The following is a 12881-nucleotide window of genomic DNA, read 5'->3' as shown; positions in this document are numbered from 1 at the left end:
TGTATACTATTATATACTAATAAACAATTAAACTATGAATATCTCTCCATATAGATTCTCTCCTTAAAACCTTTTAAAGAAGAAAACCGTTCTTTCTTCCGCTTTGTTTCTATAAATCCTAACTTAGAATACATTTTGCGAGCTGCTACATTGGTATCTACTACTTCTAACATATAGTGTTGATGTGGAGCGTGCACTAACATATCGTTAAATAAAGCCGTAGATACACCTTTTCCCCTTGATTTTTCCTTAGTTGCAACACATTCAATATAGCCAGCTTCATTTCCAAAAAGAAGCTTACTATTAAATTCATCTTTCATAAAGCGGTATGCTATACGACCTTTCCAGGATCCAAAATGTTCTTTGAGTACTTCTTGCTTTATTGTTATTGCTCGTTGTTTATTATTTGAACAGGCTAGAATTCCTACAATTTCATTATCTAAAATTCCAATATAAAATACTTCTGGACAAATCATTTGTTGAAAAGCACTGACTAACTTTTCCTCGTCCTTCGAAAGAAAAGATAACTCCTTATCATAACCATCTACAAATACCTGTGCCACTTCCCTTCTCACATCAGTATTTAATTCCTTCATTAGTCTTACCTCAACGTTAGATTTATACATATTCTTCTCCTTTCTCTTCGTTAATAAGAAATACTGTTAAATCTTGACTTTCTAGTGCGATAAACTTATCTTCCAAAAACAACTTCATACTAGCTATTCCTTGTGTTAATGAGAAGAAAAGCAATGAAAGTTTATCAGCATTTCCTTCTTTCAGCTCCCCTAGTTGTTGTCCTTTTTCTATTAGATTAGACATTTTTTGAAACAATATTAAATTTATTGTTTTCAAGTTTTCCTGTTGCTTAGTGACATCATTATCAATAAATGAACGAGATACCAGCAAATAATAATGGGCGATAAGTTCACTTGACTCAATTCCAGCGATTATCTTCTCTACCAAGCTATTTATCATATCCTTAGGGTTAATATCTGTATCTAAAAAGTTTATCAGTTCTTTTATTTCTATTATGGCCATTTCAATCAGTGTGTCGAATAGTTCTTCTTTTGAATGAAAATGCCTATAAATTAGACCTGTACTTATGCCAGCCGTTTTCGAAACATCTTTGATTGTTGTTAATGCATAGCCTTTATATGCAAATAGGCTTAATGCTGCTTCTATAATCTTCTCTCTGGTAACATGCGACATTCGTTCATTTTGCTCTTTCGACCTTACCAATTATATTCCTCCTCTTTATAATGAATTGAACTTATGTTCATTATATGAAGTAATTATCAATATGTTATCCACCTAGGGGCTGATATTTCTTATGTTCTTTTCAAGTACCCGTTAATTGAATTTTATTTTTAACAATGAAATAATAAAGATAATACCTATTGACTTACTAAGTATTTAAGGAGGTTTTAAGTAATGAATAATTTACTCGATCTAAATACAACAGATAAACGCATACAATTATTAAAAAATACCGTTGCATCATTTAATGAACGAGCACAAAAACATGATAAAGACGTATCTTTTCCATTTGAAAACTTTAAGGATTTACAATCGATTGGTTATCCTAGTTTGACAATACCAAAAGAATACGGAGGGGCCGGGATATCTTTAGATGAATTACTGACATATCAAGAAATCATTTCAAATGCAGATGGTTCCACCGCTTTATCAATAGGGTGGCATATGGGGATTATGAAATATCTTGGCGAAAATAAAATATGGAAAGAAGAAATGTATTCCGCTGTAGCAAATGATGTTATTCAGAACGGAGCTCTACTCAACAATGCAGCGACAGAACCAGCTACTGGAAGCCCTACACGGGGCGGAAAACCAGAAACGCACGCGATTAAACAAGGTAATAAGTGGATAATTAATGGCAGAAAAACATTCACAACACTATCTCCAATTCTTACTTACTTTGTTGTAAGTGCAACCATTGATGAGACAGGAGAAGTCGGCAATTTCTTAATCAAACGGGATAAACAGGGCGTGAAAGTAGAAGAGACGTGGGATTCTATTGCGATGCGTGGCAGTGGGAGTCATGATCTGGTATTAAAGAATGTTCACCTAGATGAGAAAGATTTAGTTGAGATGCTATCAAGTAAGAAAAGAAAACCAGCTGGTTGGTTACTTCACATACCCGCTTGTTATCTAGGAATTGCTCAAGCAGCACAAAAAGAAGCTATACAATTCGCAATGAATTATTCACCAAATAGTATTGAAGGAACTATTTCTGATTTACCTAATGTAAAACAAAAGATGGGTGACCTTGAATTGTTATTAATGGAATCTAAGCATTTCCTTCATTCCATTGCACAACAATGGGATAATGGCGATGAAAATATTCGTGTTGCGATGGGACCTGAACTTGGTGCAGCAAAACTATCGGTTACTAATAAGGCTGCGCAAGCCGTTGATCTAGCCATGCGAATTGTTGGAGCAAAAAGCTTATCTGAGAAAAACAATTTACAACGCTACTATCGTGACGTTCGAGCGGGATTACACAATCCTCCGATGGATGATATGACAATTATACAGTTAGCTGATAGATCGATGAAAAAGAATAACTAATTACTATGTAACCTCCTTTTTCATAAAGTTCGTTCTTTGGACTTTTTATGACAAAAAATATATACAAATGAATAAGTTTTGAAAACCCGCTTCAGAGATATACTCCGCTTTCCGTGGGCGGCTGGTGAGCCTCCGGATACACCGCATTCCAGGGTCTCACCTATGCCTCACTCCCACAGGACAAGGAAGACATCGACAGCATTGCATCGCACACAGAAAATCGATTTTTGATTTTCAAGGAGTCTCCGTATATTTCTTGCGCTAGTTGTAGCTATCATACGTTTTTTTATCAAAGCGTCTAGATATAACTCAACCCCTTTACGTTCTATTTATATAATCTCGTCAATCAATCCATATTCTTTTGCTTCCTTTGCAGTCAAAAAGTAATCACGATCGGTATCTTTTCTTACCTTCTCCACGGATTGCCCCGTGCGTTCAGCAATTATTTGATTGATTTTTTCTCTTAATTTAATTATCCGCTTCGCAGAAATATCAATTTCTGTTGCCTGGCCACGCGCACCTCCAAGCGGTTGATGGAGCATGATCTCACTATTGGGGAGTGCAAAACGTTTTCCCTTGGCTCCAGCCAATAACAACATAGCTCCAAACGACGCCGCCATTCCCGTACAAATAGTTCGAACATCTGGTTTTATATATTGCATCGTATCAAAAATCGCAAAGCCAGCAGAAGTCGAACCGCCAGGACTATTTATATAAAGAGAGATATCTTTGTCTGCATCTTCTGCTGCTAAAAACAATAGCTGAGCTACAATACTATTTGCCATCTGATCATTTATTTCATCACTTACCATTATAATTCGATCTTTTAACAGTCTGGAAAAAATATCGTAGGATCTCTCCCCACGATTCGATTGTTCAATCACATAAGGTACTGTATTCATCGTTTTCCTCCTTATATCAGCTTTTATTAAGCTGCCATTGAGAGAGCGCAACAAGGAGAAGTAGATGATTTTACAGAAAGCATCTTAACTTGATGATTTTCTTTAAACAGTGTTGGAATCCATTTTATTAAAAGATAAGGATCATCTGCTTTAATAACCCCTACCACCAATGTGATAAAATCTTTGGCATGTTTTTCCTTAATTGAATCTTCACAGAAAACATCAGTCATATCAAATTCACTTATATGTTTTCTACATCGATATAATAAAGCTTTTATTGCAACTTCTGAAGCCCCACAGATATCCGCTATTTCCAAGTTCTTAAAGTTAAATACTTCTTTTAATAAGAAAACAGACAGTTGTTTTTCAGTCAATTTAGTAAGTAACATCCTTACTAATGCTTCAGCTTCTCCATGTTTTTCTTCATGAATCTGTTCATGCTCAAACTGTGGTATGGGAGCAGTTCGTTGTCTACGCATTTTATCTATCCAGTTATTATGAGCAATTTTTTTAAGCAAACCTATATTCCACAAATGTGAATCGTTATATTTTGCTAACGCATTAACTATCGTATCCTGGAGTAGTTCTTCTCCATCCCATTTATTTTGAGATAAGAAAAAACAATAATATGAAAGTTGCTGATACATCTTTAAAAAATCTTGTTTTTCTTCACGAAAACTTGTGCTAGGCCTAGCGCACATATTCATCACTCCTTTTACGCTTCTCATCAATATAAACGATTAATGATAGAAAAAAGATATGTGTAACGAAAAATTTTTCAATTTTATTGATTAATGTATGCGTTTTTCATAAAATATTTCAACTTCTTTAAAAAACTATGAGAAACTTTATATTTATTTTGACTGGTTCTATCGTGTATTGGCTGAGAAGTTTTCATTTAAAGCTGATAATTTTCCAAAACCTCTTTTAAAACCAGAACATGATTATGCTTTTTATCTTTCGCTGCATAAAGCAAAATTAGATTTTGATTTTCCTGTATTTCTTTTAAATTTAATAATTTATTTATCTTTGATTGATTTTCAAGTAGTTCTTTTTTATATTCCTTTTTAAATTGATCAAATTTTTCCGGTTCATGATTGAACCATTTTCTTAGAGTTGGACTAGGGGTAATATCTTTCGCCCAGTCATCTAAATTAGCGGTTACTTTTGATATTCCTCTAGGCCACACTCGATCAACTAAAACTCTATAACCGTCTAATTGAGAATGTTCATAAATTCTTTGTAAGACAATCGGCATATTATTCCCCTCCTCCATCAATCATTCTTTTCTATTCCCATTAGTGCTAGTAATTCTTCTTCATTCTTAATTAAATCCTCAAGTGTATATTCTTCTAACACCTTAAAGAAAGCTACCAATGCTTTATTAATCACATGTTTGAGTGTACATCCAGGAGAAATAACACAATGGTTTGTCCCTTTATCAAAGCACTCCAATAAAACAAAATCATTCTCTAACTGTCGAATTAAATGTCCTATATTTATCTCTGAAGCGGGTTTTGCTAGCTTAATCCCACCATTTCTCCCACGAATCGTGACAACTAATTCTTTTTTCGTTAACTCATGTACAACTTTCCTCAGGTGCTCTTGTGATATCTGATATACTTCAGCTATTTCCTTAATATTCGCAAGCTCTTGATCCGATTTTAAACCAGTAAAAATCAATACTCGCAATGCATAGTCGGTATATTTTTTTAAATTCATCTTACACACCTACTCGAATAGATCTTTCACATTATTGTAACACAAGGTTTATTAGACTTATTGTAATAGCAATTTAAACATATAAAATAAAAGATGTATAGAAAATACATCTTTTATTTAGGAGTGATTTCATGTTAAATACAACCGTACCTTTAGACAAAAGAACGACAGAAATTATTAAAACCACCGTACCAGTATTAAAAGAACATGGAGAAACCATAACAAAACATTTTTATAAGCTACTTTTAGAAAACAATCCAGAACTAAGAAATGTCTTTAATCAAACAAATCAACGGAAAGGAGCCCAATCTAAAGCACTAGCAAATACGGTATATGCTGCTGCAGCTAACATTGAGAAATTGGAAGAAATATTACCACATGTAAAACAAATTGCACATAAACATACAAGTTTAAATATTAAACCAGAACAATATCCGATTGTTGGTAAATACTTGCTGATAGCGATTAAAGAAGTATTAGGGGATGCAGCTACCGACGAAATTATAGAAGCATGGGAAAAAGCTTATTTTGTTATCGCCGACATCTTTATTTCAGTAGAGAAAGAGATGTACAACGAAAAGGAGAACAAGATTGGTGGGTGGACCGGTTTTCGTGATTTTATGATTATAAAAAAAGTGAAAGAAAGTAAAGACATTACTTCCTTTTATTTAAAACCTGTTGATAATTTACCAATCTCTACCTTCAAACCTGGTCAATATATTACGATAAAAGCTCAGGTAGAAAATGAATTATATGATCATCTACGACAATATAGTTTATCAACTGCACCAGATAATAATTTTTATCGTATTAGTGTAAAACGAGAAGCTTCAAGTCATCCGTTTGGGATTGTATCTAATTATCTACATGATTCTGTGGAGGAGGGATCTGTTTTGCCAATTAGTGCACCTGCAGGTGATTTTGTTTTAGATGAACGTGATCACCGTCCACTAGTTTTAATTAGTGGTGGCGTTGGTTTAACTCCAATCATGAGCATGTTAGAATCCGTTGTAGAACTTCAGCCAAATAGAAATGTTATATTCATTCACGCTGCCAAATCTATCGATCATCAAGCCATGAGAGAAAGAGTATCTGAAATAGCAAATTCTTATGAACAAGTGAAGCAATATGTTGTATTTAGTAACCCCAAGAATGGTACAGATGGAGATAAACAAGGGTATATCGATTGTGACTGGTTAGAAGAAGTGATACCTACAAAAAATGCTGCCTTTTATTTGTGCGGACCTAAGCCTTTCATGAGTGCAATAAACCATGACCTACAAATTATGGATGTCTCCGATAAAGATATTCACATGGAATTATTTGGCCCTCTCGAACCTATTGCGAAGTAAAGATAAAAAAGGATTGACAGTCAGAGTGTCAATCCTTTTTATCCCTTCCTGAGCAGGACAAACATAAAAGTGTGTTATTGTCTTGTAAAACTCCTTCTAAAAAACCACCAGAACAATAAACGTTGCCTCCACATATCTTACATTTGCCAACAACTTCTTTATTCATTAAATACTCACCTCTTTATGGCTATTAGAAAATGGCTTTCACAAAACGTGTATATCCTCCGTTCCTCCATATGACAATCCTATATGTTACATTATTGAATGTCATCACATCATTAACCAGCCAGTGCTTGGATAATCACTGTAAGCCACGTAATGGTTCAGCTTCTTGCTCATTCTTTTCTTTCGGCCAAATAAAGATTGTTAAATAGCCTATTAGAGCAGAAAAAATAAACAAGAATGGATAACCTATCGCTTCACTTATTGTTCCTGCAATAATCGAACCAATCACTTGCCCTAAAGCTAATAATAAAAATGGCACACCTAAACCAATCGATGCGTTAGTAATAAAAGTATTTGTTCCCCATACTATCAGTAATCCTGTTACAAATATATAAGAACTGCCAAATAGGATGGGAGAAATAATCCCGCTCAGAGTATTTGTTGGAAATAACCCTAATAATAAAGAAGCGGTGGATAACAAAACAATTGTTATAACATACGCTTTGGTTAATCCAATTTTGGAAACAAAGTAACCAGCCATACCACCAGCGAGTCCAGATAGTCCAATAAGAACCCAGAATAAATCGCCTAATAACGTTGGTAATTGTTCAATCCCAATAATATAATCACGTGAAAAAGTCCAATATGCGGCACTAGAGATACCTAAAAGAATAGAAGCACTGATTAATCCAATAGCATTTTTCCACTCCTTTTTGTAAGGAAAAAATGATAATGGTGATGCCTCTTTTTTAGAAATATTTTTACGTGGAAGACTAAAATAATTAAGTAGTAGAACTACGAAAGCTACGATTGCGAAAATAATGTAAACCTGTCTCCAATCATTCGTCATTGTGAGTGCGATCATACCTGTAAACGCAGTTCCAATACTTGTACCTGAATTTATCCAGGAGTTTGTTTGATCTTTTTTATCTGGATTGATTTTAGTACTAACAATATCTGCATAAGGCGGCGAAGCTAATCCAGTGCTTAAACCAGCGATAAATACTCCCATACCCAATAACAAAGAATTAGTCGAACCAGCGATCAACCCTAATCCGGTGATAGAAAAAAGACCAGCTATCATAATGATATTTTTGGAACCAATCTTAATTGCAAAAATCATCGCCATGATAATGGCAATACAATAAGCAAAGTACGATAGTGATGAAATAACCCCCGAGACACTTTGACTAATTGATAATGATTCACGAATATAAGGAAGCATCAAACCAAAACTGAATCTTGATAAACCATACGTTACTGCTATCATCGGCAATCCAGCCATTATTAATGTCCTTGATTTCATTGTGCATCCTCCTTTTTAGATAGAACGTTCATTATATTAAAGTTTTAAAATAAAGAAAATAGATCAACATCTATTTTCCAATCAACTTCGATACAACCTTTTTTGTTTCTCTTCTGGTCACTTCCGTACCTAAAATTTGAAACATGGAAGTCGCACCTTCTAAGATAAGTGTGATTTGCATGCTGGCAGAATAGTTATCTTCCATATTTAAACTAGCCAGGTCTTGACTAATTTTATCAATTAATTTCTGCTTATACTCAACACTTAATGAAGTAATATCTTCATTAATTCCTTCGTACTCTTGTTTTGCTCGTAAAAATAAACAACCATTAAAACCATCCTTTACAAGCCAGTCAACATGAAAATCAATTAATGATTCTATATAGGCTTCTACATCTGTTTGCCCTGATGTATGAGACTTTAACAAATCAAAATAAATTTTCTCTCTACGCTTCAATACTTCTGTAATTAATTCTTCTTTCGAATCGAAATGATTATACATTGTCATTGTCGCCACATTAGCTTCGTTTAAAATTTGCTTAATGCCAATCGTATGAAATCCTTGTTTGTAAAAAAGAGCTTCCGCTGCATCCAATAAATCTTCTCTTTTCTTTGATTTCTTCATGCTTACTCTCCTTAGATAGAACGTTCATTATATTTAAAGGCTAACATAGATTATTTTCTCATACAATTAAAAATTTAAGCTTGACTGTATATCCTCTGGTCCCCAGTATGCTTTCATATCAATAATAAATCCGTCATCATTAAATGTCATCACATCAATACAGCGAATAACCGATTCTTTACCTTCTATTTCAACGTAAATGTTAAATGCCATCGCCGCTGAATTACTATGTGATCCACGTATCGGTGCAGCTAATTCCAATCTTTTAACCGACGGAACAGATTGTTGAAAGAATGATGCAATGGATGCTATTCCTTTTAAAGGATCACTCCCAACAGGATCTTCTACACGTGCATCTTCTGCAAATAACGAAATTACTTTTTCTGAATCCCCTTCATTAAATCCATCTAAATAATATTGCAGGTTTGCTTTCATTTCTTGCTCTGTTGGCATGTAAAATCACCGCTCCTTTCCTTTTCTAATCATATTTACTTATTTGTTGATTCCTAAACTCTTTTCATAAATAAGACCCTGTCTTGTCCGTGTCCATCATAATTAGAAGCAACTTCAATTCCCTCTACTTCTTTATCCCCTTCTTCAATATTAAATCCCATCTGTTTATGAAAAGCTATAGACCCTTTATTGACCGGAGATGTTACCGAGCGGACAATGTTTCTTCCTTTCTGTTGAATCACCTTAAAAAAAGTATTATATAATTTTTTCGCTACCTGCTGGTTACGATAATCGGGATGTACACCAACAAAATGAATATATGCCGTATTTTTCTTACTTTGTGATAAGAATCCAATTAAAAACCCTACTACTGCTTCTTCATCGTCTTCCACTATAAAGCTTGTATCATTAAAATGATTAAAAAATAATTTAGGTAACATATCTGACATTTCCCTACCTCCCCACCACTCATTTACTAATGGGGATATAGTATAATAATCTGAACTTTGGATGTTTCTTATTTGCAAATATTTTTCTCCTTTCCCGTATTCTCATGAGAAATTATATAATCTATTATTAAATCCGTCTTTCAATTCCGATAAGGAGGGGTGCAGTTGAATAATATTGTTTTGATATGTTTTCTTTTTATCCTCTATTTAACTTATACATGAAGTAAAATTATAAAAAGCAAAGAAACTACTAAACAAAACCTGCTTCAAGGATACACTGTATGAACCGTTGCTCTCTTATGTGTATTTGCTGGATGCAGTCAACTTCTATGTTAGATTAACCATTCGAAAAGGTCGTAACCGTATATCATTATCTCTCATTTCTATTGCCTCTTATTCTAGTGATAATGCAACTTTTAATATATCTTCGTAAATAGCATTCCAATTATGATGATATAGCCACGCTGTTTCAAATCAATCATTAATAACTTTCCATCTTGAAAACATAATCCATGTACACTTGTAATTAGATGAAGTGATGGTAGCACCCTACTCGGCACTCATGTTAACTTTATTTTAGAATCTCCCCAGTTTACGTAAGTTGGTCTCAAGCAGCCTTTCCTCCTGCCCAAAAAATTCTTGATTTTAAAAGGGCTGGGCAATCTAGCCCAGCCTTTTCTCTTTACTTATACCAATACATCTTCTATCTTCTTTAAAATTTCATAGGCACCTTCTGATTTATTCGAACACACTACAATCGTTGACGACGTAGCAGGATAGTGTACAAAACGAAAATTAACTCCTGGGTCATATCCCATCAAAATATGCTTTATTGTTTTGTTTTCCATTACTTGCATATAACCAGCATAGCCATAGTAAATATCGTCATCTACATGTATTCTTCGCTTTAAGAATTGGTCTGTCATATCTTCTGATAAAAGTAGGTTGTTCATTAGCGCATCCCAGAATAATGCCATATCTCTAGCTGTTACATATGCACCACCATCAGAAGCTGATTTGACTGGAAGAGAATATATATTTGTCTTCCAATCCCCGTTCGGCTTTTCAATATAACCGAAAGCAGTTCGTTCCGGTAAACCATCCATTTCAAAGTACCCGGAGTCTTCCATTCCTGCCTTTTGGAATATATACTTCTGGATATAATCACCAAATACATATCCAGAAACTTTCTCGACAATTAATCCTAGCAGAATATAACCAGCATTATTGTATGAAAAAGAGCTTCCTACTTCCCCCTTCATCTTCATATTTTTAAATAATGGCAAGAAGTCCTTTAGACTTCTTATATGATACATTGGTATGGATACCCACAGTTCTTCATAATCGTCCATCTCATCTTCATCGAAATAATCCGGAACGCCTGAAGTGTGGGTTAATAAATGATGTACAGTGATATTCTCATCAAAATACGGAAAATCAACATCTAAACATTGATTTAATGTAGTGTCAAAAGATAATTTCCCTGCGTCAATTAATTGGCAAATGGCAATAGATGTAAAGATTTTACATCCTGAAGCAATACCATAACGAGTATTGGTTTGATTTTTAATTCTTTCCGCACGATTGGAATAACCGTAACTTTTCGTTGTTATTCCTTCAGAACTTTTCACATGAATAGTACCTGAAAATTGAATATCATTAGCTACTTTATCTACATATTGAATCAGTTTACTCATCTTATATCCTCCTAAATGTCCTTTGATATTTTTTTGATAATGTACGGTAAGGATCATTTAGTTAGACTGTTCACACTAAAAATCTACGCATCGAGATCTCCCCCCTCTTTAGCAGTAAGAATACCACATTTTTCATTTTTCTGAAATAACCAACTAATCAAGGAATTACATGTTGAAAAAATTATTGCGATTACTTTTGGATACGGAGACCATTACCATAATTCCTAGTACGAAAAAACAGATAGAACTTACTAATCCTATAGAGCGAATAGCTATTATATCCGCAAAGAATCCCACTAAGATTGTTAGTCCAATGATAAATATTGCTTCTATGATGTTAAATACACTTCCAAAACGTCCCATTATAGTTACAGGAACATGATTCTGATAGAATGTTAAGTAACCAGTGTTCGCAAAAGTTACTGAAAACCCAATAATAACTACTCCGAAAACGGCCGTTACAAATCCTTGAGAGCTATAAAAAACCACATACCCTAACGCAGTAAATATAGTTCCAAAAGCAATTAAATAATTGATTTTAAATCGACTTGCACAGATCGTATTCATTATAGACCCCGCTATAATACCAACTCCAAACAAACTTAGTAAAAATCCATAACTGGTGTCTGATATTAATAAAACACCTTTCGCAAAAGATGCTTCTAATGAATCTATCGCTGCCATAAAAATAGTCGTACCACAGAAAAATAAATATATTTTTGCTACCAACAAATGCTTTTTACTATAATCCAGCACTACCTTAATATCCATACGAATTATATTGAAATTAAAGTCTTGATTCTTAGCTTTATATGTCGTCACATTTGGCAAGAAAAAAATAATAACAGCAGAACAAAACATTGCAAGAGCATTTACATAAATAGCTGTAGGCGGTGTTCCTAACCAAAACAAACCTCCTGCAATAACTGGTCCAATCATTGCTCCACAAGAGTTAATAAAACTTCTTAGGGCATTAAATCGTTGTCTATCTTTCTTGGGAATTAACTTCGTCATATAAACCATAGAAGCAGGTTCAAATATCGACGTTCCCATATTAATTATAAATGCAACAACATATACCAATGGTAATGATGGAATTAGTGGAATCAGAGCAATACACACCCCTCGAAATAAATCAAGAATAATCATAAGTTTTCTTGTATTTACTCGATCAATCATGCTACCTGACCAAAAATTTGAACAGATTGTAGCCAGTGGTATTAAAATGTACAAAATTGCTACTGCAAAAGGAGAACCCGTTTCATTTAATATTATTAAATTTAATGCGATTAAATACACCCATCCTCCAATGTTAGATATACCAATACCACTTAATAACAAAAGCGGGTATTTCCAGTTAAACAATCACACCACTTCCTTTTTATTTGAATCAAAAATTAGGAAAACAAATAAAAAACTCACCCCCAAAACAAATTGTTTTGAGGGCGAGATTAATCGCGGTGCCACCTCTGTTTGTCTTTACATCACTGTATAGACCTCTTCAAGTACAGCAATAATAATTGCGATACTCTATCTCTATAACGGGAGAACCCGTTGCACTATCATGAAAAAAATCTCTTTCAATCCAATACACAGCTCCAAGCCTTGATTCAGCATCTTC

At 34.0% G+C, this 12881-nt stretch carries 14 protein-coding genes and 1 other annotated feature (1 of these 15 only partly in view); of the genes, 2 read left to right on the top strand and 12 right to left on the bottom strand.

The window, feature by feature from the left end:
* Window positions 1-32: 32 nt before the first annotated feature.
* Entirely contained in the window at window positions 33-626 is a 594-nt protein-coding gene (locus C794_RS01350) for a GNAT family N-acetyltransferase (protein WP_017795341.1), read from the bottom strand.
* A complete protein-coding gene (locus C794_RS01345; protein WP_017795340.1) occupies window positions 619-1239 on the bottom strand; it encodes a TetR/AcrR family transcriptional regulator in 621 nt (206 codons plus the stop codon). The genes C794_RS01350 and C794_RS01345 overlap by 8 nt, the downstream gene beginning before the upstream one ends.
* Window positions 1240-1431: 192 nt before the next feature.
* Here C794_RS01345 and C794_RS01340 point away from each other — a divergent pair, with 192 nt between their 5' ends.
* Window positions 1432-2589 (top strand): acyl-CoA dehydrogenase family protein, encoded by a 1158-nt coding sequence (locus C794_RS01340; RefSeq protein ID WP_017795339.1) that lies wholly within the window; start codon window positions 1432-1434, stop codon window positions 2587-2589.
* Window positions 2590-2918: 329 nt separating this feature from the next.
* Here C794_RS01340 and clpP read toward each other — a convergent pair whose 3' ends face one another.
* From clpP to nsrR, 4 genes are all read right to left on the bottom strand, one after another.
* Window positions 2919-3491 (bottom strand): ATP-dependent Clp endopeptidase proteolytic subunit ClpP, encoded by a 573-nt coding sequence (gene clpP, locus C794_RS01335; RefSeq protein ID WP_017795338.1) that lies wholly within the window; start codon window positions 3489-3491, stop codon window positions 2919-2921.
* 26 nt (window positions 3492-3517) lie between these two features.
* Complete coding sequence (locus C794_RS01330; protein WP_017795337.1) at window positions 3518-4192, bottom strand: sigma factor-like helix-turn-helix DNA-binding protein; 675 nt, start codon at window positions 4190-4192, stop codon at window positions 3518-3520.
* A 197-nt stretch (window positions 4193-4389) separates the two neighbouring features.
* Window positions 4390-4749 (bottom strand): DUF488 domain-containing protein, encoded by a 360-nt coding sequence (locus C794_RS01325; RefSeq protein WP_017795336.1) that lies wholly within the window; start codon window positions 4747-4749, stop codon window positions 4390-4392.
* Window positions 4750-4766: 17 nt separating this feature from the next.
* Window positions 4767-5213, bottom strand: a complete 447-nt coding sequence (nsrR, locus tag C794_RS01320) for a nitric oxide-sensing transcriptional repressor NsrR (protein ID WP_017795335.1) — start codon at window positions 5211-5213, stop codon at window positions 4767-4769.
* A 131-nt stretch (window positions 5214-5344) separates the two neighbouring features.
* On the opposite strand from nsrR, the gene hmpA reads away from it, so the two are divergent.
* Window positions 5345-6565 (top strand): NO-inducible flavohemoprotein, encoded by a 1221-nt coding sequence (gene hmpA / locus C794_RS01315; RefSeq protein ID WP_017795334.1) that lies wholly within the window; start codon window positions 5345-5347, stop codon window positions 6563-6565.
* Between the two features lie 301 nt (window positions 6566-6866).
* Here hmpA and C794_RS01305 read toward each other — a convergent pair whose 3' ends face one another.
* The 6 genes from C794_RS01305 to C794_RS01280 form a co-directional block, all read right to left on the bottom strand.
* Window positions 6867-8036, bottom strand: coding sequence for an MFS transporter (locus C794_RS01305; protein WP_017795332.1), 1170 nt, complete (start codon window positions 8034-8036; stop codon window positions 6867-6869).
* A gap of 70 nt (window positions 8037-8106) precedes the next feature.
* Window positions 8107-8661 (bottom strand): TetR/AcrR family transcriptional regulator, encoded by a 555-nt coding sequence (locus C794_RS01300; RefSeq protein WP_017795331.1) that lies wholly within the window; start codon window positions 8659-8661, stop codon window positions 8107-8109.
* A gap of 66 nt (window positions 8662-8727) precedes the next feature.
* Entirely contained in the window at window positions 8728-9114 is a 387-nt protein-coding gene (locus C794_RS01295) for a steroid Delta-isomerase (RefSeq protein WP_017795330.1), read from the bottom strand.
* A 53-nt stretch (window positions 9115-9167) separates the two neighbouring features.
* Window positions 9168-9641, bottom strand: a complete 474-nt coding sequence (locus C794_RS01290; protein ID WP_017795329.1) for a GNAT family N-acetyltransferase — start codon at window positions 9639-9641, stop codon at window positions 9168-9170.
* Between the two features lie 608 nt (window positions 9642-10249).
* Entirely contained in the window at window positions 10250-11260 is a 1011-nt protein-coding gene (locus C794_RS01285) for a serine hydrolase domain-containing protein (RefSeq protein ID WP_017795328.1), read from the bottom strand.
* A 165-nt stretch (window positions 11261-11425) separates the two neighbouring features.
* Window positions 11426-12625 carry an MFS transporter gene (locus C794_RS01280; protein WP_017795327.1) on the bottom strand — a complete coding sequence of 400 codons (1200 nt, stop codon included), beginning with the start codon at window positions 12623-12625 and terminating at the stop codon, window positions 11426-11428.
* Between the two features lie 73 nt (window positions 12626-12698).
* Window positions 12699-12881 (bottom strand) — a binding site (T-box leader) (it continues 76 nt past the right edge of the window).

This window comes from Oceanobacillus kimchii X50, assembly GCF_000340475.1.
Classification (GTDB): domain Bacteria; phylum Bacillota; class Bacilli; order Bacillales; family Amphibacillaceae; genus Oceanobacillus; species Oceanobacillus kimchii.
The sequence above is the reverse complement of the archived record's forward strand: the minus strand, read 5'-3'. Positions and strand labels throughout refer to the sequence as shown.

What these genes read in the sequence shown, in the direction of transcription:
- C794_RS01350 (WP_017795341.1), bottom strand. Translation starts at nt 626, where the DNA reads ATGTATAAATCTAACGTTGAGGTAAGACTAATGAAGGAATTAAATACT.
- C794_RS01305 (WP_017795332.1), bottom strand. Translation starts at nt 8,036, where the DNA reads ATGAAATCAAGGACATTAATAATGGCTGGATTGCCGATGATAGCAGTA.
- C794_RS01285 (WP_017795328.1), bottom strand. Translation starts at nt 11,260, where the DNA reads ATGAGTAAACTGATTCAATATGTAGATAAAGTAGCTAATGATATTCAA.
- nsrR (WP_017795335.1), bottom strand. Translation starts at nt 5,213, where the DNA reads ATGAATTTAAAAAAATATACCGACTATGCATTGCGAGTATTGATTTTT.
- C794_RS01295 (WP_017795330.1), bottom strand. Translation starts at nt 9,114, where the DNA reads ATGCCAACAGAGCAAGAAATGAAAGCAAACCTGCAATATTATTTAGAT.
- C794_RS01325 (WP_017795336.1), bottom strand. Translation starts at nt 4,749, where the DNA reads ATGCCGATTGTCTTACAAAGAATTTATGAACATTCTCAATTAGACGGT.
- C794_RS01340 (WP_017795339.1), top strand. Translation starts at nt 1,432, where the DNA reads ATGAATAATTTACTCGATCTAAATACAACAGATAAACGCATACAATTA.
- hmpA (WP_017795334.1), top strand. Translation starts at nt 5,345, where the DNA reads ATGTTAAATACAACCGTACCTTTAGACAAAAGAACGACAGAAATTATT.
- clpP (WP_017795338.1), bottom strand. Translation starts at nt 3,491, where the DNA reads ATGAATACAGTACCTTATGTGATTGAACAATCGAATCGTGGGGAGAGA.
- C794_RS01330 (WP_017795337.1), bottom strand. Translation starts at nt 4,192, where the DNA reads ATGTGCGCTAGGCCTAGCACAAGTTTTCGTGAAGAAAAACAAGATTTT.
- C794_RS01300 (WP_017795331.1), bottom strand. Translation starts at nt 8,661, where the DNA reads ATGAAGAAATCAAAGAAAAGAGAAGATTTATTGGATGCAGCGGAAGCT.